Source organism: Novosphingobium sp. BL-A-41-Hi4A-0G (genome assembly GCF_055521735.1).
In genome coordinates, this window is sequence record NZ_CM145501.1 from 1,746,738 (window position 1) to 1,768,943 (window position 22,206).

At 65.5% G+C, this 22,206-nt stretch carries 15 protein-coding genes; 8 read left to right on the forward strand and 7 right to left on the reverse strand.

The features are described 5' to 3' along the window. Window positions 1-2: 2 nt before the first annotated feature. The 5 genes from ACZ1JX_RS08460 (at window position 3) to ACZ1JX_RS08480 (ending at window position 8,463) form a co-directional block, all read left to right on the forward strand. Window positions 3-635, forward strand: a complete 633-nt coding sequence (locus ACZ1JX_RS08460) for an urea amidolyase associated protein UAAP2 (RefSeq protein ID WP_465126273.1) — start codon at window positions 3-5, stop codon at window positions 633-635. Continuing rightward, window positions 632-4,240 carry an urea carboxylase gene (gene uca, locus ACZ1JX_RS08465; protein WP_465126274.1) on the forward strand — a complete coding sequence of 1,203 codons (3,609 nt, stop codon included), beginning with the start codon at window positions 632-634 and terminating at the stop codon, window positions 4,238-4,240. Before ACZ1JX_RS08460 ends, uca begins: the two co-directional genes overlap by 4 nt. Continuing rightward, window positions 4,237-6,006 carry an allophanate hydrolase gene (gene atzF / locus ACZ1JX_RS08470; RefSeq protein ID WP_465126275.1) on the forward strand — a complete coding sequence of 590 codons (1,770 nt, stop codon included), beginning with the start codon at window positions 4,237-4,239 and terminating at the stop codon, window positions 6,004-6,006. Before uca ends, atzF begins: the two co-directional genes overlap by 4 nt. Before the next feature lie 18 nt (window positions 6,007-6,024). Further along, entirely contained in the window at window positions 6,025-6,951 is a 927-nt protein-coding gene (locus ACZ1JX_RS08475; RefSeq protein WP_465126276.1) for a Vgb family protein, read from the forward strand. Window positions 6,952-7,044: 93 nt separating this feature from the next. Next, the gene (locus ACZ1JX_RS08480) at window positions 7,045-8,463 is read left to right on the forward strand and encodes a sensor histidine kinase (RefSeq protein WP_465126277.1); all 1,419 of its coding nucleotides are present in this window, start codon (window positions 7,045-7,047) and stop codon (window positions 8,461-8,463) included. 21 nt (window positions 8,464-8,484) lie between these two features. On the opposite strand, the gene ACZ1JX_RS08485 is transcribed toward ACZ1JX_RS08480, so the two are convergent. The 4 genes from ACZ1JX_RS08485 to ACZ1JX_RS08500 all read right to left on the reverse strand — a co-directional run bounded on the left by ACZ1JX_RS08485 (window position 8,485) and on the right by ACZ1JX_RS08500 (window position 13,799). Beyond that, window positions 8,485-10,137: an FAD-binding protein gene (locus ACZ1JX_RS08485; RefSeq protein WP_465126278.1), complete on the reverse strand. Its 1,653-nt coding sequence runs from the start codon at window positions 10,135-10,137 to the stop codon at window positions 8,485-8,487. A gap of 96 nt (window positions 10,138-10,233) precedes the next feature. Next, entirely contained in the window at window positions 10,234-11,622 is a 1,389-nt protein-coding gene (locus tag ACZ1JX_RS08490; RefSeq protein WP_465126279.1) for a mannitol dehydrogenase family protein, read from the reverse strand. After that, window positions 11,619-13,019: a glucuronate isomerase gene (gene uxaC / locus ACZ1JX_RS08495; RefSeq protein ID WP_465126280.1), complete on the reverse strand. Its 1,401-nt coding sequence runs from the start codon at window positions 13,017-13,019 to the stop codon at window positions 11,619-11,621. Before uxaC ends, ACZ1JX_RS08490 begins: the two co-directional genes overlap by 4 nt. 27 nt (window positions 13,020-13,046) lie before the next feature. Continuing rightward, complete coding sequence (locus tag ACZ1JX_RS08500) at window positions 13,047-13,799, reverse strand: FadR/GntR family transcriptional regulator (RefSeq protein ID WP_465126281.1); 753 nt, start codon at window positions 13,797-13,799, stop codon at window positions 13,047-13,049. Window positions 13,800-13,901: 102 nt separating this feature from the next. Between ACZ1JX_RS08500 and manD the strand changes: the two genes are divergently transcribed. Genes manD through ACZ1JX_RS08515 form a run of 3 tightly spaced genes read left to right on the forward strand, consistent with a single transcriptional unit; the run spans window position 13,902 to window position 17,559 of the window. Continuing rightward, on the forward strand, window positions 13,902-15,110 hold the full coding sequence (gene manD, locus ACZ1JX_RS08505) for a D-mannonate dehydratase ManD (protein ID WP_465126282.1): 1,209 nt from the start codon (window positions 13,902-13,904) through the stop codon (window positions 15,108-15,110). A gap of 1 nt (window position 15,111) precedes the next feature. Further along, complete coding sequence (locus ACZ1JX_RS08510; protein WP_465126283.1) at window positions 15,112-16,632, forward strand: hypothetical protein; 1,521 nt, start codon at window positions 15,112-15,114, stop codon at window positions 16,630-16,632. Next, window positions 16,633-17,559, forward strand: a complete 927-nt coding sequence (locus ACZ1JX_RS08515; RefSeq protein ID WP_465126284.1) for a sugar kinase — start codon at window positions 16,633-16,635, stop codon at window positions 17,557-17,559. Between the two features lie 166 nt (window positions 17,560-17,725). Here ACZ1JX_RS08515 and ACZ1JX_RS08520 read toward each other — a convergent pair whose 3' ends face one another. From ACZ1JX_RS08520 to ACZ1JX_RS08530, 3 genes are all read right to left on the reverse strand, one after another. Then, entirely contained in the window at window positions 17,726-18,028 is a 303-nt protein-coding gene (locus tag ACZ1JX_RS08520; RefSeq protein WP_465126285.1) for a GIY-YIG nuclease family protein, read from the reverse strand. 155 nt (window positions 18,029-18,183) lie between these two features. Continuing rightward, window positions 18,184-19,419, reverse strand: coding sequence for an MFS transporter (locus tag ACZ1JX_RS08525; protein ID WP_465126286.1), 1,236 nt, complete (start codon window positions 19,417-19,419; stop codon window positions 18,184-18,186). A 29-nt stretch (window positions 19,420-19,448) separates the two neighbouring features. Next, window positions 19,449-22,136 (reverse strand): glycoside hydrolase family 2 protein, encoded by a 2,688-nt coding sequence (locus ACZ1JX_RS08530; protein ID WP_465126287.1) that lies wholly within the window; start codon window positions 22,134-22,136, stop codon window positions 19,449-19,451. Window positions 22,137-22,206: the final 70 nt, after the last annotated feature.

Below are 22,206 nucleotides of genomic sequence, written 5' to 3' on the forward strand. Positions count from 1 at the left end.
TCATGACCGATCCCCACCTCTCCGGCCTTTCCGGCAGCATCGTCCACGACGAAGTCGTCCCCGCCCGCGCGCCTTGGCTGCACCATGTGAAGCAGGGCGAGACGCTGCGCATCGTCGATCTCGAAGGCAATCAGGCGGTCGATTTCCTGATCTATAGCGCCGCCGACGATTCCGAACGCTACAGCGCGCAGGATACCGTGGCGGCGCAGGGCAACCTGTTCCTACGCGAAGGCACCCGCCTGCTGTCGAACGAAGGCCGCTCGCTGATGACCATCACGGGCAGCGCGGTCGATTATCACGATACCATCGGCGGCGCTTGTTCCTGCGAATCCAATACTCTGCGTTACGGACATCACACCAAGTCGCAACACGCCTGCGTCGAGAATTTCCTTGAGGCCAATCTCTGGGAAGGCCGCGGCAAGCGCGACATCGTCTCGAACATCAACTTCTTCATGAACGTGCCCGTCGAGGCTGACGGTGCGCTGGGCATCGTCGACGGCATTTCCGCCCCTGGCCTCACGGTGGACCTGCGCGCCGACATGGACGTGATCGTCGTCGTCTCCAACTGCCCGCAGATCAACAACCCCTGCAACGCGTTCAACCCCACCCCCGTCCGCATGATCGTGAGCGCATGACCGCCCTTCCCGCATTCGACACCGTCCTCATTGCCAACCGCGGCGCCATCGCCACCCGGATCATCCGCACTCTGCGCAAGATGGGCTTGCGCTCGGTCGCGGTCTATTCCGAGGCCGACGAGGCCTCGCTCCATGTCGCGCAAGCGGACGAGGCCGTGTTCATCGGCGGCGCGCGGCCTTCGGAAAGCTACCTCAACATCGCCGCGATCATCGACGCGGCCAAGCGCACCGGCGCGGGCGCAATCCATCCCGGCTACGGCTTCCTGTCGGAAAACACGGAGTTTGCAGCCGCTTGCGCCGAAGCTGGCATAGTGTTCATCGGCCCCACGCCCGACAACATCCGCACCTTCGGCCTCAAGCACAGCGCCCGCGAACTCGCCGCCGCCCATGGCGTACCGCTTGCCCCCGGCAGCGACCTGCTGACCAGCGAGGACGAAGCGCTTTCTGCGGCAGACGCCATCGGCTTTCCCATCATGCTCAAGGCCACCGCAGGCGGCGGCGGCATCGGCATGCGCGTATGCGAAACCGAAGCCGATGTGCGCGAAGGTTTCGCTGCCGTCGCCCGTCTGGGCCAGAGCAATTTCGGCGATGCTGGCGTCTTCCTAGAACGCTTCGTCCGCCGTGCCCGCCATGTCGAAGTACAGATCTTCGGCGATGGTGAGGGCCGCGTCGTTGCCTTGGGCGAGCGCGACTGCTCGCTCCAGCGCCGCAACCAGAAGGTCGTCGAGGAAGCCCCCGCGCCGCTCCTGCCCGAAGCGGTCCGGCAAGCGCTCTATACCGCAGCGATCCGCCTTGGCGAAGCCGCGTGCTACCGCTCGGCAGGCACCGTGGAGTTTCTCTACGATGCTGAGCGCGAAGAGTTTTTCTTCCTAGAAATGAACACCCGCCTGCAGGTCGAACACGGCGTGACCGAAATGGTCATGGGCGTCGATCTTGTCGAATGGATGATCCGAGGCGCTGCGGGCGATTACAGCTTCCTCAATACCGCTCCCACCACCCCCAGCGGCCACTCGGTGCAGATCCGCCTCTATGCCGAGGACCCCGCGCTCGACTATCGCCCCACCTCGGGCACACTGACCTGCGTGGAGTTTCCCGCCGACATCCGCGCCGAAACATGGGTCATGGCGGGCACCGAAGTCAGCGCCTGGTACGATCCGATGCTCGCCAAACTGATCGTCCACGCGCCCACCCGCGCCGAGGCCGTGACCGCCATGCAGGAAGCGCTGGCCAGGAGCCGCGTCGATGGCATCGAGACCAACTTGCGCTGGCTGCGCAGCGTCGTCGCCGCGCCTGCCTTCACTTCAGGTGAAGTCTCAACACGCGCGCTCGAAGACGTTGTTTTTACGCCCCAATCGATCCGGGTGATCAGCGGCGGCACTGCCACCACCGTGCAGGACTGGCCCGGTCGCCAGCACCTCTGGGCCGTGGGCGTGCCGCCATCCGGCCCGATGGACGACCAGTCCTTCCGCCTCGGCAATCGCCTGCTCGGCAATCCCGAGGGTACGGCGGGGCTGGAAATGACCGTCACCGGCCCCACCCTGCAGTTCGCAGCCGACGCGACCCTGTGCCTGACCGGCGCAGACTTCGGGGCAAGTCTCGAAGGCAAGCCGGTAGCTGTCGGCCGCCCCTTCGATGTGAAAGCAGGGCAGACACTCAGCATCGGCAGGGCAACCGGAGGCGGCATGCGCGGCTACCTGCTCGTTGCCGGAGGCCTCGACATCGCCCCCTACCTCGGCAGCCGTAGCACCTTCGAACTGGGCCAGTTCGGAGGCCACGCCGCCCGCCGTCTCGTTGCCGGAGATGTCCTGCATCTCGCCAATGAACCGATCGGCGAACCGCTCAGCCCCCCACCGTTGCCCACGCTCCCGACAGACTGGTGCGTGCGCGTGCTTTATGGCCCCCATGGCGCGCCGGACTTCTTTACCGAAGACGACATCGACATGGTCGTCACCGCCGAATGGCAGGTGCACTACAACTCCAACCGCACCGGCGTGCGTCTTGTCGGCCCCAAGCCCGAGTGGGCGCGGCGCGATGGCGGGGAAGCGGGGCTGCACCCCTCCAACATCCACGACAACGCCTATGCCATTGGCGCGGTGGACTTTACCGGCGACATGCCGATCATCCTCGGCCCCGATGGCCCTTCGCTCGGCGGCTTCGTCTGCCCCTTCGTGGTGATCGCGGCGGATCGCTGGAAGATCGGCCAGCTCGTACCCGGAGACCGCGTCCGCTTCGTTCCCGTGACCATGGCCGAGGCAGTGGCTGCGGATGAAGCGCAGCAACTCTACCTTGAAACCGGCAAGAAGCCCGGTTCCAGCCGCCCTTGCGATACCGCCACGCAGACCCCGATCCTCGGGCAAATCCCCGCAGGCCCCAGCCGCCCCGCCGTGGTCTATCGCCAACAGGGTGATCGCAACATCCTCGTCGAATACGGCCCCATCGTCCTCGATCTCGAACTGCGTATCCGCGTCCACGCGCTGATGACCGAGCTTGAGCGCATGGCCCTGCCCGGCGTGATCGATGTGGTGCCCGGTATCCGCTCGCTCCAGCTGCACTTCGACGGCCGCTCGCTCAGCCAGTCTGAGGCGCTTGCCGCGCTGAGGGCGGCAGAAGAGCGTCTGGGCGATCTGGAAGACTTCGCGATCCCCTCGCGCATTGTCCACCTGCCGCTGAGCTGGCGCGATCCGGCCACGATCGAGACCATCGAGAAGTACATGAGCGCGGTGCGCGACGATGCGCCGTGGTGTCCGGACAACATCGAATTCATCCGCCGCATCAACGGGTTGCCCGATGTTGCTGCGGTAGAAAATCTGATCTTCGAGGCCAGCTACCTCGTCATGGGCCTGGGTGACGTTTACCTCGGCGCGCCTGTTGCCACCCCGGTCGATCCGCGCCACCGCCTCGTCACCACCAAGTACAACCCGGCGCGCACCTGGACCCCGCCCAACGTCGTCGGAATCGGCGGGGCCTATATGTGCATCTACGGGATGGAAGGCCCCGGCGGTTACCAGCTGTTCGGTCGCACCGTGCAGGTGTGGAACACGCACCGGCAGACGGCGGATTTCATCGAAGGCAAGCCGTGGCTGCTGCGGTTCTTCGACCAGATCCGCTTCTACCCAGTCAGCGCCCAGGAGCTGGCCGAATGGCGCCGCGATTTCCCCAGCGGCAAGCGGGCGTTGAAGATCGAGCCCTCCGAATTCCGCCTGTCCGACTACCGCAAGTTCCTTAGCGATAACGCGGAAGCCATCGCCAACTTCGAAGCCACCCGCAAGGCCGCCTTCGATGACGAACGCGCCGAATGGGAGCGCCGTGGCGAGTTCGACCGGGTGAACGCGCTGGCAGAAAGCGATGCCCCTGCCGAAAGTGCGGTCGACGTACCCGAAGGCGCTGATCTGATCGAAGCCCCGTTCGGCGGCAGCGTGTGGAAGCTGCTCGTCCAGCCCGGAGATGTGGTGAAGGCGGGTGAGACCATCGCAGTGATCGAGGCGATGAAGATGGAATGCCCGGTCGAAAGCCCCGGTGCCGGCACCATTGCCGCGCTCTACATCAAGGAGCGCCAGTCGCTCCAGCCCGGAACCCCGATGCTTGCCCTGCGGAGGAGCGCATGACCCTGCTCGACCGTCGCAGCGCCGCAGCCATTGCCGCAGGGGTCAATGCCGGCACCACGACCGCGGTCAGCGTGATCGAGGAAACCCTCGCCCGCATCGCCACATATGATGCGATCCAGCCACAAGTGTGGATCAGCCGCGCTTCGGCAGAGGACCTGCTGGCGCAAGCCCGTGCCATCGATGCCCGCGTGGCAGCAGGCGAAGCCCTGCCCCTTGCGGGCGTGCCCTATGCGGCCAAGGACAACATTGACGTAGCGGGTCTTGAAACCACTGCCGCCTGCCCCGCCTTCGCCTATTCACCCGCCGAAGACGCCAAGGTCATCGCCCGCCTGAAGGCCGCAGGGGCAATCTGCGTCGGCAAGACCAATCTCGATCAGTTCGCCACCGGGCTCGTCGGCACGCGCAGTCCCTATGGCATTCCGCGCAATGCCTATAACCGCGACTACGTCAGCGGCGGATCCAGCTCCGGCTCGGCCATTGCGGTTGCCGCAGGGCTCGTGCCGATTGCGCTCGGCACCGATACCGCAGGTTCGGGCCGCGTTCCGGCTGCTTTCAACCATCTGATCGGCTTCAAGCCGACCAAGGGTCGCTGGAGCACCAAGGGCCTCGTCCCCGCCTGCCGTTCGATCGATTGCATCACTGTCTTCGCGTCCGACACCATCGATGCCCGTCTGGTGGACCATACGCTGGCAGGCTTCGACGCAGACGATCCATGGTCGCGGCAGCTTGCTGAAACCCCGCTCGCCGCCAGACGCATCGGCGTCCCCCGCCGTGACCAGCGCGCCTTTTTCGGCGATAGCGAGTCAGAGTTCTTCTACGAACAGGCCCTCGCCACACTGGCCGAGCAGGCCGAAGTGGTCGAGATCGACATCGCGCCGCTGCTCGAAGCCGCACAACTGCTCTACGGTGGCCCATGGGTCGCCGAGCGCACTGCCGCCATGGCCGCGCTGCTGAAAGACGATCCCGAAGCCATCGATCCCACCGTTCGCAGCGTCGTCGAAGCCGGATGGAAGAAATCCGCCGTCGAGCTGTGGAACGGCATCTACCGCATGGCCGAGTTGAAGCGCCATGCCGACCAGCTGTGGGACAGCGTCGACATGCTCGCCTTCCCCACCACCGGCACGACCTATCGCGTGGCCGAACTGGCGGTGGCCCCGGTCGCGCTCAACAGCAACCTCGGCTTCTACACCAACTTCGTGAACCTGCTCGACATGGCCGCAGTCGCCGTGCCCGCCGGCATTCGCCACAACGGCACCGGCTTTGGCATCACCCTGATCGGCCCCGCCGCCACCGACCGCGCCCTGCTCGATGCTGCTGACGCGTGGCTCGCTTCGGCCAACCTCACTCCCCCACCCCCGCTTGATCTGGAGGGCAAGATGCAGACAGTGAAACTGGCCGTTGTCGGCGCACACCTCGAAGGCATGCCACTGCACTGGCAGCTGACCTCGCGCGATGCGAAGTTCGTCGGCGCGTTCGAGACCGCCCCTACCTACAAGCTCTACGCCATCGCCGAGAGCGTGCCGCCCAAGCCCGCACTGATGTTCGACGAAGGCGGTGCGGCGATCAAGCTGGAGGTCTACGAACTCGGGATCGCCGAATTCGGCAGCTTCACCGTCGAAGTCCCGGCACCGCTCGCTATTGGCACGGTTACGCTGGCAGACGGCAGCAGCGTCAAGGGCTTCGTCGCCGAACCGCGCGCGCTGGCCGGGGCCGAAGACATTACGCACCTTGGCGGATGGCGCGCCTACATCGCCTCGCGTAGCTAAGCCTCAGGAAGGATTTCCATGCTCCGCAAACTGCTTCTCACCGCCGCCGCTCTGGTCCCGACCCTCGCCCACGCGCAAGTCGAGCAGTCCCAGACGGTCCCCGGCTTTGCCGATTTCCTCGCGGTCGATGGCGACGCGGTCTGGGCCACCAATCGCGGCAAGGTCGAGAAGTGGTCGCGCAGTGGCAAGCTCGCCGAAGTCGCCATTGCCCGCCCCTGCGGCGCGATGACCGTGGCGTTCGGCTCGCTGTGGGTCGCAAACTGTGCCGATGGCTCGCTGGTGCGGATCGATCTCGAAACCGCGAAGATCACCACCACCATCCCTACCGGCATCGCCAACCAGAAGCAGGGCGAACTGATCGTCGCCAATGGCGCAGGCTCGATCTGGCTGGCGAGCAAGCCTGAAGGTGCCGTCGCACGCGTCGATCCGGAGACGAATACCGTCGTCGCCTCGATCCCGGTCGATGCCGACACCTGGTACGTGACCTTCGGCTATGACGCCGTCTGGGCGGTCAGCGCCACCAAGCAGACGCTCCAGAAGATCGATCCAGCCACCAATACCGTCGTCGCACGCGCCGCGCTCGGCACGATGCCGGGCTTCCTCGCTGCGGGCGAAGGCGGCGTGTGGGTGCAGGAGCAGGGCGATGGCACGCTCGTCCGCGCCGATCCTGCCACCGGACAGGTCGTCGGCCGGGTCAAGGTCGGTGCAAACCTCAAGTGGGGCGATATCGATACCGGCGACGGCAAGGTCTGGCTGCGCACAACCGACGATCAGGTCTGGGCCGCCATCGATCCCAAGACGATGACCGTGGCCCAGCGCGGCGGCAAGCCCGCCGGAAGCGGCGCACTGCGCTATACGCCCAAGGGTATGTGGACCTCGGCGCATGACGTGCACACCCTGTCGTACTGGCCGGTTTCCGGATTGAAGGCGCAGCCAAAGCCCTGAATGCGACAAAGCGGGATTGCGCCTGAGGCAAAGTCGGGCAAGATAGCCTCCTGAGCCGTCCGGTTGGCGGAGAAGGCCAAGGGAATCAGGGGCATGGCGTCGGACCGCCAACAGCGCGAGACGCAACTGTTCGGTCATTGGCCGTTCTCGCTCTGCCACGCCCTGCTCGGACGCCCGATTCCCGGCATTGCCGCTGCCTTGCTGCTCGTCTGCTCGTCATTCGGCGTGCGCCTGATGATGGGCCAGCCTGCGCCTGCGCCGCTGCTGCCTTATTACCCGGCCATCGTGGTGGCCACGTTCCTTGGCGGTCGCATCCCCGGATACTTCGCAACCGTCCTGGCATGGGTGCTGGCATGGTACCTCTTCCTGCAGCCATCAGGCGGCTTTGAACTCCGGGATGGCGCTGTCGTCGCCCTGATGGTCTTCGTGCCGTCAACCGTGATCGTGCTTGAGGTGGTCCACTCGCTGAGCACCAGCGCGATGGACCTCATCGCCGCAAAGCAGCAGCTCGAGCGGGACGGCGAATGGCAGGCCGAGCAGCGCGCCCATCTGCTCGGCGTGATCGATGAGCTTCAGGCGATTTACGATGAAGCCCCGGTCGGCCTCGGCCTGCTCGATGCCGACCTGCGCTTTGCCCGCATCAACACCGCGCTCGCTGAAATGAACGGCTTTACGGCGGAGGATCACATCGGCCGCAATGTATGGGATCTCCTGCCCGATCTCAGGTCATCGGCCGAACCGCTTTTGCGCACCGTGCTAGAGGGCGGCGAAGTCATGCGCGGCGTCGAGATCTCGGGCGAGACGCCAGCCCGGCCGGGGGTCAAGCGGACATGGTCAGAAGTGTTCTATCCGGTCCATGGCCCCGATGGCCAGCGCCGCGGCGTGGGCATCTTCTGCATCGAGATCACCGACCTGAAGCAGGCTCGTGAACGCGAGGACTTGCTGACGCGCGAAGTCGACCACCGCGCCAAGAATCTGCTCGCCGTGGTACAGTCGATCGTCCAGATGATGAAGGCGCAAGGCTCGGTTGCCGATTTCAAGGAGGCCCTGATCGGCCGCATCGCCGCAATCAGCCGCGCGCACAGCCACCTGTCGGAAAACCGCTGGGATGGCGTGAAGCTTCAGGCGCTGATCGCCGACGAGTTGACGCCCTATGGCATCGCCGTGGACCTTGATCCCGTCGTCAACGATCTCGTGCTCAGGTCGAGCACCGCTCAAGCCATGGCCATGGTGCTGCACGAACTTGCCACGAACTCGGCGAAGTATGGCGCGCTGTCGGCAGATGGCAGCGTCGAAGTCTTGTGCCGCGCGACCGCTGCGGAGGACGAGGCGCTGGTCGTGCAATGGCGCGAAACCGGCGGCCCCATCGTGAATGCGCCAAAGGCGCGCGGCTTTGGCACGCGCCTGATCGAACGTTCGGTCACCCATGGCATCGGGGGGAAGCTGGACTACCAGTTCCTCCCCGAAGGCGTGTTCTGCCGCATCAGCATCCCGCGCTCGGCACTGGGCTGAAGGACTGCGCTGCCCGTCTCGTCAGTGGTTCGAAATGTGCTGTCCTAGGTGCTTTCCGGCAAGGTAGCCGAACGTCAGCCCTGGCCCGAGCGTACCGCCCGCCCCGCCATAGACCTCGCCCAGCACCGCCGCCATCGCATTGCCCGCAGCATAGAGGCCGGGGATCGCATTGCCGCTCCAGTCGACGACCTGCCCGTCAGCATTGGTCTTCGGCCCGCCAGCCGTGCCGAGCGCGCCCGCTTCCATCTTCACCGCATAGAACGGTCCCTGATCGATCAGGCCCAGCGTGCGGTATGGCGGGTCGAACGCCATGTCGCCCCACATGTAGAAGTTGTCGTAGGTGCTGTCGCCACGGTTGAAATCGTCATCATGACCGTTGCGCACCATCTGGTTGAAGCGCGCGACTTCGGCCTCAAGGCCTGCCGGATCGATGCCCGCCTTTTCCGCCAGTTCGGCCAGCGTTGCCGCCTCGATCGCATAGGACGGCGTTGGGCTGCCCGGCTGCGAATTGAACAGCGGGTACTTGTCGCGATAGCGCTGGTCGATGATCAGCCAGTACGGCAGGTTGGCGTATTCATGGGTGCCGCCATCGAAGGCGTGGAGCGACTTGCCCAGAGCGTTGTAGTTCGCCGCCTCGTTGACGAAGCGCTTGCCCTTGCGGTTGACGAGGATCGCGCCGGGCCGCGCGCGCTCGTCGGAACCCAGCATGTAGTTGGGCTTGGCATTGCGGTGCTGCGGCTTGAATTCCAGCACGCTCTGCATCCAGAACGCGTTCTGCATGTTGCCAAGCTGCGCGCCCGCCTCGATCGCCATGAGCAATCCGTCGCCCTCGTTCTCGGGCACGCTCACCGGGCCGGTCAGGGGGCCACGGATGAAGGCCTTGACGAGCGTCTCGTTCCATTCAAACCCGCCGGTCGCGATCACCACGCCACGGCGCGCGCGAACGCGGAAGTCCTTGCCGTTGGCGTCCTCGGCCACGACGCCGATGATCCGGTCGCCATCCTTGACCAGCTTGCGCGCACGCTTTTCAAACTCGACCGGAATGTCGCGCTCGATCACGCCAAGGAACAGCGATCCGATCAGCGCTTGCCCAAGCCCGCGATAATCGCCCGCTTCGCGCTCGGCCAGCGTTGCCTCGTCCAAGGTGCCGCGCGTCGCCTCGATCAGGCTGCCGCGCAAGGGATAGGCCATCTTGCTCGGGTTGACCCGTGCTGCCCACTTGCCGAGCCGCGCAAAGCTGAACGCCTCGTTGTCGAGCGAGCGCCCGCCATCGGGCTTGGCGCCTGGAGAGTAATGCTGATAATCGGGAAAGTCCGAGAACGAGCACATCCGCACCGGCGTGTTGTCCTCGAGGAAGCGCAGCATCTCCGGCCCGCCCTGCATGAACGCCCACAGCGTTTCGGGGTCGAGCGCGCCGGGGGCAAGACCATCGAGATAGGCGACGACATCCTCGTCCGATTCCTCGATTCCTGCGGCCAGCTGGTGATGGTTGCCGGGGATCCACAGCATCCCGCCAGACATCGCGGTGGTGCCACCGACCATCCCCGAGCGTTCGAGAATGACCACGTCCTTCGCGCCATGATCGTGCGCAGCAATCGCTGCCGTCAGCGCCGCACCGCCCGAGCCGAGCACGACAACATCAGCCTCCCGGTCCCACTCCAAAGCACTCGCCATCGGTCATCTCTCCACATGCGGCTGACAAAACCGGCACTACCGCCTTTTTTTGCAGGTGTAGATGCGAGGCCGAAGCGAGAACCACTGCCACTTGTCCTAGGCAGATGCGAGGACAGCGATTTCCTGCGGCTGAGGTGACCAGATTCCACCCAAGGGCCCGTCTTCGTGGAAGATTTCGGTGATGGCCTTTGCGGGGGCATCTGCGCGCGCAACCATGGTCGTGAGCCTTTCGGCCATGGGATCATCCACCGGGCCGTTGGCGCCTGACAGGTGGTGTATCCATGCGCCGATGCCTTGGAGGATGGCGGGGCATTGACGGCCTTGGGCGACATTGGCGGCGAGGGTTTGGAGCCAACGCTGGGGGATTTTCTGGGAGCCGTCCATGGCGATCTGGATCAGGCGGTGGTTGAGGCTGGGGTTGGCGAAGCGGGCGATCAGGGCGTCGGCGTAGGCTTCAAGGTCCTGGCCGGGGGCGGGCGCGATCGTCGGGGCGGCTTCCTCGCGCATCAGGCGATTGGCGAGATGGCGCAAGGCCGGATCGGCCACGGCCTCGTGAACGTACTCGTAACCAGCCTTGAGGCCACAATAGGCAAGCAGCGAGTGCGCGCCGTTGAGCATCCTGAGCTTGGCGGTTTCGTAAGGGCCGACTTCGCTGACCAGCTGCGCGCCGACCGCTTCCCAGCGCGGGCGCGGTCCGGCAAAGCGGTCCTCGATAACCCACTGGCTGAACGGTTCGGTCACGACGCAGGCTTCGTCTGTGAGGCCGCCCAAGACCTGCGCCACCATCGCCCGGTCCTCGTCGGTCGTGGCGGGCACGATGCGGTCGATCATCGTCGAGGGGCAGGTGCAGTTTGCCTTGAACCACGGCACAAGATCGGGCTCGTGCCGCTCGAGGTACTGCAGCATCAGGGCATTCAGCTTCGCGCCGTTGTCGGCAAGGTTGTCGCACGGCAGCAGCGTCAAGCCGGGCAGCCCCGCCTTGGCCCGCGCCAGCAGGCCTTGCGTGACGAAGTAGTAGAAGCTCAGGGAGTGCGCGAGTTCGAAGTCGAGCGTGCCGTCCGGGCGGCGGCAGTAACCCTTCTCGGTCACGGTCAGGCTGACGATCCGCGTGGTGGGCGCGGCCACGGCGGCGATCACCGCATCGGGTTCCTCGCTCGCCACCAGCACGTTGCGGACAGAGCCCACGATCCGAAGCGCAGCACCCTCGCCCGACTGTTCGGCAACCGTATAGAGCCCGCCTTGCGGGTTCATCTGTCGCGCCACACCGGCCGAGCGCAGCGAGACGCCGGTGATGGCCCAGTCGGCGTCGCCGCTGTTCCCATTGTCCAGATTCAGGGCAGCATCGGTGTACCAGGCCTGATGCGCACGGTGGAACGCGCCGATGCCGAAGTGGACGATGCCGACGGCCTGAGCGTCGCGGTCATAGACCGGGCGCGCAACCTCGGCGGGGAGGCTGGCGAGCGTGTCCGGAGACAGGCGCGTCACAACTTGTACGCCTTCTTCGCGAGGTTGTACGACAGGTCCTGCGCCAGCTCCGCCGCTTCCCAGTCCTCGATGCGGTGCTCGGCGACCAGCTCTGCAAGGAAGCCGCAGTCGATGCGGCGGGCAACGTCATGCCGCGCCGGGATCGAGAGGAACGCGCGGGTATCGTCGTTGAAGCCGACGGTGTTGTAGAAGCCCGCCGTCTCGGTGGTCATGCGGCGGAAGCGCTTCATGCCCTCGGGGCTGTCGTGGAACCACCATGCGGGGCCGAGCTTGAGGCAGGGGTAATGTCCGGCAAGCGGCGCGAGTTCGCGGGCATAGGCGCTCTCGTCGAGCGTGAAGAGAATGATCGACAGGTCCTTCTCGTTGCCGAACCTGTCGAGCAGCGGCTTGAGCGCATGGACGAAGTCGGTGCGCGTGGGGATGTCCGCGCCCTTGTCGCGGCCGAAGCGCTCGAACACGGCGGCGTTGTGGTTGCGGAAAGACCCGGGGTGGATCTGCATGACGAGGCCATCGTCAAGGCTCATCCCCGCCATCTCGGTCAGCATCTGCGCGCGGAACAGTTCGGCGTCGGAGGCATGGAACTTGCCCGAGGCGACGCGGTCGAACAGCGCGGCGGCCTCGCTGGCAGAGAGGTTGGCAGTGGCGGCGGTCGGATGGCCATGGTCAGTGCTGGTCGCGCCCATCGCGGCGAAGAAGGCGCGGCGCTGGCGGTGCGCGGCAAGGTAGCCGGTCCAGCTGCGGCAATCCTCGCCGGTCAGCTGCGAGAACAGGTCGAGGTTGGCCTGGAAGCCTTCAAAGTCCGGGTCGATCACCGGGTCGGGACGATAGGCCGTGATGACCTTGCCGCTCCATCCGGACTCGCGGATCGCGGCGTGGTGCTCCAGCGTGTCGAGCGGGCTTTCGGTCGTGGCGATCACCTCGATGTTGAACCGCTCGAACAAGGCGCGCGGGCGGAAGGCATCGGTCGCCAACATCTCGGTGATCGTGTCGAAGTAGAGGTCGGCCGTCTCGGCGCTCAGCTGCACGCCCATGCCGAAGGCCTCGGCGAAGACCCAATCGAGCCACATCCGCGAAGGCGTCCCCCGGAACAGCCAGTAGCGCTCGGCAAACAACCGCCACGCCGCGCGCGGATCGACACCGCGATTGCGCACGCCCAGGTCCTCAAGCGACACCCCTTGCGAATAGAGCATGCGGAAGACGTAGTGATCGGGCACCAGCAGCAGCTCGGTCGCATTGCCGAACGATCCATTCTCCGCAAACCAGCGCGGATCGGTGTGCCCGTGCGGGCTGACGATCGGCAAGTCCGCCACGCTCGCATACAACTCACGCGCAAGGCCGCGCACAGAGGGATCGGCCGGCAGCAACCGGTCGGGATGAAGGTCAAGATCGCGGGGCATGTCAGCTCTTTCAGATAACGGAAAATCTCACGCCATGGCGCGCGAATAGCGGTCGCGCTTGGCCTGCGTAGCCTTGCGTGCTTCGGCCAGCAGGCGCTCTTCGGTCGCAAACAACAGGCCGTCAAGCACGGCGGACAGGTGCGCGCGCATTGCCGCCCGTGCCGCGTTGGGATCACGCGCGCGCAGCGCTTCGAGCACCGCCGAATGCTCCTCGACCACCGGCTTCACGTTGGCGTGGCGCGCCTTCTCGTGCAGGAGCGCCGCTTCCGGCGAGGTGGCGCGCAAGTCCCACAAGTGCTCGATCGCATTGTACACCGCCACGTTGCGCGTCGCCCGCGCAATGGCGAGGTGGAACTCGCGGTCGGCGCTTTCGGTGCCGTTGGGGTCCTGGTTCTCCTCGGCAATGCGCTGGACCAGCACCTCGATCTCGGCGATGTCGGCATCGTTGACCTGCGTTGCCGCCAATGCCGCCGCCTCGCCTTCGAACAGCAGCCGTGCCTCGGTCAGTTCGAACGCGGTCACGTTGAAACCGGGACGGTCCTCTTCGCCCGGCAAGCGCCGCACGTAGGCGCCCGAGCCGATCTTCACCTCGACCAGCCCTTGCACTTCCAGCGCGATGATCGCCTCGCGCACCGTCGGGCGGCTCACGTCATAGCGAAGCGCCAGATCACGCTCGGCGGGAAGCCGGGTGCCCACCGGATACTTCCCGCTGGCCAACTCCTCTAGCAGCGAGCGGGCGAGGTCCTGATAGAGCCGGTCGTTCGATTTGAGGTTTGCCATGGCGCCTTTCTGGTATTACCAATTTTTCTGAACTTGACAAACCAAAATTGGTCAGTCAATCGGTATTACCACATTCGACCAACCAAAGCGAGTTTTCGAGTCATGAAAATCACCGCCGCCCGCGTCATCGTCACCTGCCCGGGCCGGAACTTCGTGACGCTCAAGATCGAGACCGATCAGGGCGTCTACGGCATCGGCGATGCCACGCTCAATGGGCGCGAGCTTTCGGTCGTCGCCTATCTGCAGGAGCACGTCGTGCCCTGCCTGATCGGCATGGACCCGCGCCGGATCGAGGACATCTGGCAGTACCTCTACAAGGGTGCCTACTGGCGCCGCGGCCCGGTGACGATGCGCGCGATCGCCGCAGTCGACATGGCGCTGTGGGACATCAAGGCCAAGATGGCCGGCATGCCGCTCTACCAGCTGCTTGGCGGGCGCAGCCGCGACGGGGTTATGGTCTATGGCCACGCCAACGGCTCGGACATTGCCGAGACGGTCGAGGCGGTCGGCCAGTACATCGACATGGGCTACAAGGCGATCCGCGCCCAGACCGGCGTCCCCGGCGTCAAGGACGCCTATGGCGTGGGCCGGGGCAAGCTCTACTACGAACCCGCCGATGCCAGCCTGCCCTCGGTCACCGGCTGGGACACGCGCAAGGCATTGAACTACGTGCCCAAGCTGTTCGAGGAACTGCGCAAGACCTACGGCTTCGACCACCACCTGCTGCACGACGGCCACCACCGCTACACCCCGCAGGAAGCGGCCAATCTCGGCAAGATGCTCGAACCCTACCAGCTGTTCTGGCTGGAGGACTGCACGCCTGCCGAAAACCAGGAAGCGTTCAAGCTCGTCCGCCAGCACACCGTAACCCCGCTGGCCGTGGGCGAGATCTTCAACACGATCTGGGACGCCAAGGACCTGATCCAGAACCAGCTGATCGACTACATCCGCGCGACCGTCGTCGGCGCGGGCGGCCTCACCCACCTGCGCCGCATTGCCGATCTCGCCAGCATGTACCAGGTCCGCACCGGCTGCCACGGCGCGACCGACCTGTCGCCCGTCACCATGGGCTGCGCGCTGCATTTCGACACCTGGGTCCCCAACTTCGGCATCCAGGAATACATGCGCCACACCGCCGAGACCGACGCGGTCTTCCCGCACGACTACTGGTTCGAAAAGGGTGAGCTGTTCGTCGGCGAAACCCCTGGCCACGGCGTCGACATCGACGAGGAACTGGCCGCCAAGTACCCCTACAAGCCCGCCTACCTCCCGGTCGCCCGACTGGAAGACGGCACGATGTGGAGCTGGTAAGATGATGCGCAATATCCTGCTTTCGGCAACCGCCCTCGTTGCCCTTACCGGCGCAGCGCCTGCGCCCGCCCCCTCGCTCCAGCTCGGCACTCTCGCCAAACTCGGCACGGTCAGCGAACGCTACCAGTCCTACAACATCGAGATGGTCGAAGTGACCGGCGGCCGCTTCTGGGCACCCTATGGCGGCCCGGCCGACGAACGCTATCGCCAGCGCCCGCCGATCGACCTGACCGACCCGAAGCTGGTTGCACTGGCCAAGGCGCTCGGCCCCAGCCTCGTTCGCGTCAGCGGCACCTGGGCCAACAACACCTATCTCGAAGCCGAGGGCGAGAACCTTTCCGCTCCGCCTGCAGGCTTCGTGCAGGTCCTGAAGCGCGACCAGTGGCGGAACGTCGTGGCCTTCTCCAAGGCCGTCGACGCGCCCATCGTCACCAGCTTTGCCGTCAGCAATGGCACCCGCGATGCCAATGGCGTGTGGACGCCCGCGCAGGCCCAGCGCCTCGTCGACCTGACCCGCGAGGCGGGCGGCACCCTCTACGCTGCCGAATTCTTCAACGAAGCCAACATGCCCAGCGCCGCGCCGCAGATGCCCAAGCCCTACACCGCGGCCAATTACGGCGCCGAATTCCGCCTGTTCCGCGATTGGGCACGCAAGGCCGTGCCCGACATGAAGATCCTCGGCGTCGGCGGCGTCGGCGAAGCGGGCCTGCTCAAGGACGTTCCGGTTCCCGCCGAAATGGGCAGCCACGTCAGCAGCGAGGACATGATGCAGGCCAACCCGAACAGCGTGGATGGCGTGTCATACCACTTCTACGGCTCGGTCTCGCAACGTTGCACAGGCCTCGGCATCGGCACGGCGCAGAAGCACGACGCGCTCACCGCGAAGTGGCTCGACATGACCGTGCGTGACTATCGCTATTACGCGGCCCTGCGCGACAAGTACGAGCCGGGCAAGCCGATGTGGAACACCGAGACTGCGCAGGCGGCCTGCGGTGGTAGCCCATGGGCTTCGACCTTCCTCGATACCTTCCGTTACCTCAACCAGAACGCCGCCCTTGCCCAGCAAGGCCTGCAGGTGGCCATGCACAACACGCTGGCCGCGAGCGACTATGCGTTGATCGATCGCGACACGATGACCCCGCGTCCCAACTACTGGGGCGCCGTGCTGTGGAAGCGCACGATGGGCAGCACCGTGCTGGCATCGCCGCGCTCGCCCTCGCCGGCACTGCGGCTCTATGCGCATTGCCTTGCGGGCAAGCCCGGCGGCGTTGCGGTCATGGCGCTCAACACCGGCGAGGCCGCACAGAAGATCAGCCTTGGCGGCAAGGGCCTTGGCTGGACCATGACCGGCCAGCCGCTCGATACCCCCACCGTGCTGGTCAATGGCAAGGCCCCTGCCCTCTCGGCAGACCTCACGCTGACCGGACTCGATGGCGCTCCCGTTGCAGGCAAGGTCACCATTCCCGGCCAGTCCATCGCCTTCTACGCCATCCCCGGCGCGGCAAACCCGGCCTGCCGTTAAGTGTCTGACCAGCGCGTGCGGGTCACCCCCTATACCGTCCTCGTTGGTGAAGCCATGCTGGAGCTGTCGCAAGACGGCTCCAGCCAAGGCGGTTCAGGCTGGCATCTGGCCTATGGTGGAGACACGCTGAACACCGCGATCCACCTCACCCGCAACGGCCTGGATGTGGCCTACCTGACGGCGCTTGGCACCGATCCCTTCAGCGAGGACCTGAAGGCCCGCTGGAGGGCCGAAGGGCTGGATACCACTCTCGTGCTTGCAGATCCGGCCCGCAATCCGGGGCTCTATGCGATCACCACGGACGATGCGGGCGAGCGCAGCTTCACCTACTGGCGCGGCGAGAGCGCCGCACGACACCTGTTCGCTTGCCAGCACATCGATACCGCGCTCGAAGATGCTGCGAATGCAGACCTCCTGGCATTCTCACTGGTCTCGCTGGCAATCCTGCCCGAAGAGGGCCGGCAGGCGCTGATCTCGCTTGCCCGCAAGGTGCGTGCGCGCGGCGGCCTTGTCGCCTTCGACGGCAACTACCGCCCTCGCCTCTGGCCCGACCGGCAGACCGCCCGTGCCGCGCGCGATGCCGCCATTGCCACAGCCTCCATCGGCCTGCCGACGCTCGAGGACGAAACCATGCTCTCGGGCGAGACCGATGCCGCCGCCGTTGCCGCGCACTGGCAGCGCCTTGGCTGCGCCGAAACCGTGGTCAAGCTCGGCGCGCAAGGCTGCCGCCTGCCCGATGGCGCAATCGTCGCCCCCGAACGCGTGCTTGCCCCTGTCGACACCAGCGGCGCGGGCGATGCCTTCAACGCCGGTTACCTCGCCGCGCGCCTGCGTGGCGAAGCCCCAGCACAGGCCGCAATCGCGGGCCATGCGCTGGCAGGCTGGACCATCATGCGCCGGGGCGCGATCCCAGCGCGGGATTTCTAGGGCGCGAGGGCAAATTCCCGGATGGTGGGGACGTCAGCTATCCGCCATCTTTTGCTAAAAGTGGCCTGTCAGGATACGACGCCATTGCGGACACTGGCGCCATTTCTCTCACACCCCTGCCGTCACCCCGGGCTTGACCCGGGGTGACGCTTTCTCTTCGCGCAAGCTATCCAAGGATCACGTTGTAAAGATCCAGCCAGTCAGGATTGCCGCGCTCGATTAGGTCGAACTTGAACGCTCTGCGCCAGCGCTTCACGCGCTTCTCGTGCGCTATGCAGTCCTCGATCCGATCACCGCGTTCTGCCCAGACCAGCCGCTTCAAACCATAGCGGGCACAGAAGTCCGATCCCCGGTCCTCTCGATGCTGGTGGATGCGCGCCGCAAGGTGCGAAGTCACGCCAACGTACATCGCGCCTCGGTAGCGATCGGCCATGATGTAGACCCAACCGCCGAGCCTTTCCCTATCCATGGCGCAAGGAGAAAGAAAGCGGGACCCCGGGTCAAGCCCGGGGTGACGATAATGGTGCTGTTATGGAAGCAACAGCAGAAATCCACCCCTTTCCTGCCACTCAGTGCCCTGTCGGAGATCCACAATAGCTGTCATCCCGTCAGTGCTAAAATCTCCTAGGATCTCGCTCTCAACAGGCTCCACAGCACCACCGCCGCCAGCAGGTCCAGCCCCGCCAGCGCCACGAACAGCGGATTGTAGCCGAACACGTCGGCGCTCTGCCCGATCAGCAGCGTGAACAGCATGCCGCCAACCCAGGCAGACGTGCCCGCCATGCCGCTCGCAGTGCCCACGGTGCGGCTGTCGAACACGTCGGCGCAGAGCGTGATCAGCGCACCGTTGAGCATCTGGTGGGCAAAGCCGCCCACGCAGAACAGCGCAATCGCCATCTCCGGCGACGTCGCAAGGCCGATGCAGGCTGGCCCCACCATGCACAGCGCGCCAAGCGTCATGGTGATCTTTCGCGATGACAGCATCGAGGAGCCGCGCTTCATCAGCCATGGCGGCAGGAGGCCCGCTGCAAGACTGCCGAAGTCTGCGGCAAGGAACGGCATCCAGCCCCACATCGCGATGGATTTCAAGTCAAGCTTCCACACCGCCACAAGGTAGAGCGGGATGAAGAAGTTGAAGGTCTGCCATGCAGGCTCGGCCAGGAAGCGCGGTACGGCAATCGCCCAGAACGAGCGGCTGCGCAGAACGTCGCCCTTGGTCGCGGGCTTGGTCGCGTCGGGCTGGTTCATCGCCACGATCGCATCGCGCTCGGCTTGCGAAAGGCGCGGATGCACGGCGGGATCGCGGTAGCCGAACCACCACAGCCCGGCCCAGACGAGGCTCAGCGCGCCGGTCACGATGAACGCCGCCTGCCAGTTCCACGCAAGGATGCAGAACGCCACCAGCGGCGGCGCGATCATGTTGCCAACGCTCGTCCCCATCTGGAACAGGCTGGTGGCGAGCGGACGCTCCTTGGGCGGGAACCACTGCGAAACCGTCTTGGTCCCCGCCGGAATCGCAGCGGCTTCGGTCGCGCCGAGCAGCGAACGGAAGAAGGCCAGGCTCATCCAACCGGTCGAAAAGGCATGGGCCATGTTGCTCAGCGCCCAGCCCACCGCGAACACGAAGAACCCCACCCGCGTGCCCAGCGCATCGAGCACCGCGCCCGCCACGGTCTGCATCACCGTGTAGCTCGCCTGAAAGGCCAGCACGACCCAGCTGTACTGCTCGGTCGACATCGCAAATTCGGTCTTGAGCGTAGGCGCGGCGACCGAGAGGGTCGAACGCGCAAGATAGTTGAGGATCGTGCCGAGCGTGATCAGCGCGATGATCCACCAGCGCAGCGGGAGCTTCCTGAGCATGTGTCTTTATCCGTTGGCTTGGGGGAGGATCAGCGCAGCCGCTCGATCTCGATCATCGAGACGCGCGGCTCTGCGGTGCCGGGCACGAAATCGAGTGCGAGGGTGCCCTTTGCCTTCAGCGTAATCGCCTTGGCTTCCGCCACGGCACCGGACGCCGGAATGGCAGGCTGGAATTTGCGCAGCAGCGCCTTCTTCCCGCTCCTGACTTCAAAGGTTCCCGGCTTCTGGTCGGCCGCCGTGGCAAACCACAGCGTCACCTTGTAGCGGCCATCGGACACCGGCACGCGGTAGGAGAACGTGCCCTTGCGATAGGTCGCCAGCGCGTCGCGCTCGTTGGTGCCTGCGATCTCGGTCGGCACCGATGGCCTGCCGAAATCGGCCGGCTTGTCGAGCGTCCCGGTGCTGCCGCCTTCGAACCAGTTGTCGGAGCCGAGGATCCGCTCCGCCCCGCGGCTTACCACCAACGCGCCGGTATCGATCACGAAATGCTGGCGGGTCCGGGGCGCCAGCGTCCACTCGGTCCGGTCCTCGACCTGTCCGCCGGCGTGGGTTCCGCGTGCCACCAGAGCGTTGGCGCCATCGTCCAGCGCCACCGCCGTCCACACGCAGGCCTTCTGCGGGCAATCACTCTTCACGCCCAGCGAACGGCCATTGAGCAGCAGTTCGGTGCGCGCGGTGTTGCTGTAAACCTTGACGTCGGCCACCGGATAGGCGCGGTTCGCGTAGCGCTTGGAGGTGATGTGGACCATCGGCTCCGCGTTCCAGTTCGCCTTGTAGAAGTACCACGCGTCCTTGCGGGTCTTGTGGTCGTAAGCGACGAGGCCCTTGGTGTTGATGTCCTGCGCATCGCCCTCGGTGCGCACGGTCGTGGCAAAGTCGAACGAGTTCCACAGCCACGTCGCATAGAGCCACGGCCTTGCATCGAGCTGCGCGAGCGCGGTTTCGTGAATGTAGCTTTCGTACTCCTCGGGCTGCGCAAACCCGCGCGAGTCCACAGGAGCGCCGAGCACGTAGTCGGTGTGGATGGTCAGGGCGCCGCCAGCGCCATATTCTGTCACCGCCAGCGGCTGCAGCGGACGCCTGGCGCGAAGCCCATCGAGATGCGGCCCGAGGTCGCCCGGCTGCCCGAAGTACCAGCCGAAATAGCGGTTCGCTCCGCCAAGATCGGCCGCTACCGCCGTGGTCGGAATCTCGATGTCGCTGCCGAACGCCCGCGCCTCGCAGCAGGTGGCAAGTGCGGTCGGACGCGAAGGATCGAGCGCCTTGGCGGTCTGCTGCAACACGTTCAGCAGCGGCATCGGATCGACCTCGCGCCCATTGACGCCGCCGAACAGGAAGGCCGGCAGCGAATTGCCGAAGTCCACCTCGTTGGCGATGCTCCAGATCGCGCTGGCCGCGTGGTTCTGGTTCTGCCTGACCAATTCGGTCAGCTGCGCCTTGGCATTGGTAACCAGCGCCGGATCGGCGTCCTTCTTGCCACCCAGCGTCCAGACCGAGACCAGCGGAATCTCGTCCCACACCACGATCCCGGCCCGGTCGGCGATGTCATGGACATCCTGTCCGTGCTGGTAGTGGGTCAGGCGGATCGTGTTGGCGCCCATCTCGCGGATAGTGGCGACATCTTCCTCGACGTCGGCGCGCGAAATCGCCCATCCTTTTCCGTCACGGTCCTGATGGTAGCCGACGCCCTTGAGGCGATAGGGCTGGCCATTGAGCAGGAATCCGCGCGCGGGATCGAACGCCATGGTCCTGATGCCGTAGAGTTGGCTCACTGTATCGGAGAGTTGGCCCTCTGCCTTCGAGAGTTGCCCGTTTGCCTCGGAGAGTTGGACTTTGAGGTCATAGAGGTAGGGATCGCTAGTGCCCTGCCACAGGCGGGGGTTTGCAACGGTGAGCTTCGCATTGATTTCACCAGTTTTTCCTGCCGCCAGCGTGGCCGGAACCACCGCACTTGCCACCTCGCGCCCGTCACGATCGACCAGTGCGACGCGAACCTGCGCCTTCGCCGCCTTGACCCCGTCATTGGCTACGCGCACGGCCACATCGACCACCGCTTCCTGGGCCGAGGCCGAAACCGTGGTGGCCCGCACGCCGGGGCCGCCGAAGTCCGCCAGATCGATATGCAGCGCCGAAGTCGTGACCAGACGAACGGGGCGATAGAGCCCGCCATGCACGAAGAAATCCCCGGAAAGCGGCAGCACATCCGCAGTCGGCCCGCCTGCCTTGGGCTGGGAATTGTCGACGCGCACGACCAGAACATTGTCGCCATCGCCCCGCATCGCCGCCGTGGCATCGAGCCGGAAGCGCGAGAAACCGCCGCGATGCTCGCCGAGGTACTTGCCGTTGAGCCAGACCTTGGCCACCCGGCTGGCGGCATCGAACTCGAGCCACTGGCGCTTGCCCGCACTGGCGGCGGGCGTGGCGAAATTGAGGCGGTACCAGCCCACACCCTGGCGCTTGTCGACTGTGGCCTGGCTGTTGGTGCCACCCAGATCGTGATGATAGTAGCCGACGCGGTTCCAGGTGTGCGGGACGGAAACGCTTTCCCAAGCGGCATCGGCAAAATCAGGAGCGACCGCATCAGGCGCATCGCCATCGAAGAATCGCCAGCCCGAATCGAGCTGCGTCACCGCACGCGCCTCTTGCGCAAGGACGTGAGTCGGCCAAAGGGCGAGCGCAAGCCACGAGACCGGCCCGAAAATCCTGCGCTTCAGCATCGCTTTTCCCCTTTGCACTTTTTTCGTTAAGATTGGTCAGGCCGATAATAGAGCGATATTCTGGCGATTT

What these genes read in the sequence shown, in the direction of transcription:
- ACZ1JX_RS08475 (WP_465126276.1), top strand. Translation starts at nt 6,025, where the DNA reads ATGCTCCGCAAACTGCTTCTCACCGCCGCCGCTCTGGTCCCGACCCTC.
- ACZ1JX_RS08510 (WP_465126283.1), top strand. Translation starts at nt 15,112, where the DNA reads ATGATGCGCAATATCCTGCTTTCGGCAACCGCCCTCGTTGCCCTTACC.
- ACZ1JX_RS08525 (WP_465126286.1), bottom strand. Translation starts at nt 19,419, where the DNA reads ATGCTCAGGAAGCTCCCGCTGCGCTGGTGGATCATCGCGCTGATCACG.
- ACZ1JX_RS08520 (WP_465126285.1), bottom strand. Translation starts at nt 18,028, where the DNA reads ATGGATAGGGAAAGGCTCGGCGGTTGGGTCTACATCATGGCCGATCGC.
- manD (WP_465126282.1), top strand. Translation starts at nt 13,902, where the DNA reads ATGAAAATCACCGCCGCCCGCGTCATCGTCACCTGCCCGGGCCGGAAC.
- ACZ1JX_RS08485 (WP_465126278.1), bottom strand. Translation starts at nt 10,137, where the DNA reads ATGGCGAGTGCTTTGGAGTGGGACCGGGAGGCTGATGTTGTCGTGCTC.
- uxaC (WP_465126280.1), bottom strand. Translation starts at nt 13,019, where the DNA reads ATGCCCCGCGATCTTGACCTTCATCCCGACCGGTTGCTGCCGGCCGAT.
- ACZ1JX_RS08480 (WP_465126277.1), top strand. Translation starts at nt 7,045, where the DNA reads ATGGCGTCGGACCGCCAACAGCGCGAGACGCAACTGTTCGGTCATTGG.
- ACZ1JX_RS08500 (WP_465126281.1), bottom strand. Translation starts at nt 13,799, where the DNA reads ATGGCAAACCTCAAATCGAACGACCGGCTCTATCAGGACCTCGCCCGC.
- atzF (WP_465126275.1), top strand. Translation starts at nt 4,237, where the DNA reads ATGACCCTGCTCGACCGTCGCAGCGCCGCAGCCATTGCCGCAGGGGTC.
- ACZ1JX_RS08460 (WP_465126273.1), top strand. Translation starts at nt 3, where the DNA reads ATGACCGATCCCCACCTCTCCGGCCTTTCCGGCAGCATCGTCCACGAC.
- uca (WP_465126274.1), top strand. Translation starts at nt 632, where the DNA reads ATGACCGCCCTTCCCGCATTCGACACCGTCCTCATTGCCAACCGCGGC.
- ACZ1JX_RS08530 (WP_465126287.1), bottom strand. Translation starts at nt 22,136, where the DNA reads ATGCTGAAGCGCAGGATTTTCGGGCCGGTCTCGTGGCTTGCGCTCGCC.